Annotated in this window: 1 pseudogene; it reads left to right on the top strand. The window is 36.9% G+C overall.

The features are described from left to right. Positions 1-596, top strand: a pseudogene (locus U9K52_RS21195) (hypothetical protein); the annotation flags it as partial.

The following is a 596-nucleotide window of genomic DNA, read 5'->3' as shown; positions in this document are numbered from 1 at the left end:
GTTACCGATTCTTCTACGGATTACAGGGGATATCCTGATACTTCCGGTATTGAGATTGGGTATGATAATAACGGAAATATGACGAGCCATCAGGACAAAGGAATTTTAAATATTTCGTATAATTATTTGAATCTTCCAAAAGAAATTTTGTTCAGTGAATGGTATATTATCCGGAATCAGACAACGGGTGTTGATGAGCAGCGAAATGTGAGGTCATCTTACACCTACCGTACAGACGGTGTAAAGCTCAGAAAGAAATACATTACGTACTTTTCAAAAGGTGCAGCAGAAAGAACCACAACTACGGATTACCTTGATGGTTTCCAATATACGATCAATCCTGCCGGAGCAGTGTCCCTTGAATTTATTCCTACAGGAGAAGGCTATTTTAATTTTAAAAATAATAAGTATATTTACAACTATGCTGACCATTTAGGAAATGTACGTTTGAGTTACTTTAACAATGGCAGCGGAATAGAAGTTCTTGAAGAAAACAATTATTATCCTTTCGGGTTGAAGCATGAAGGGTATAATGCATTGGATGGAAATTCTGCGTATCAGTATAAGTATAACGGTAAGGAGCTCCAAACAGAAAC

This window comes from Chryseobacterium sp. MHB01, assembly GCF_034651565.1.
Taxonomy (GTDB): Bacteria; Bacteroidota; Bacteroidia; order Flavobacteriales; family Weeksellaceae; genus Chryseobacterium; species Chryseobacterium nepalense.
The sequence above is the reverse complement of the archived record's forward strand: the minus strand, read 5'-3'. Positions and strand labels throughout refer to the sequence as shown.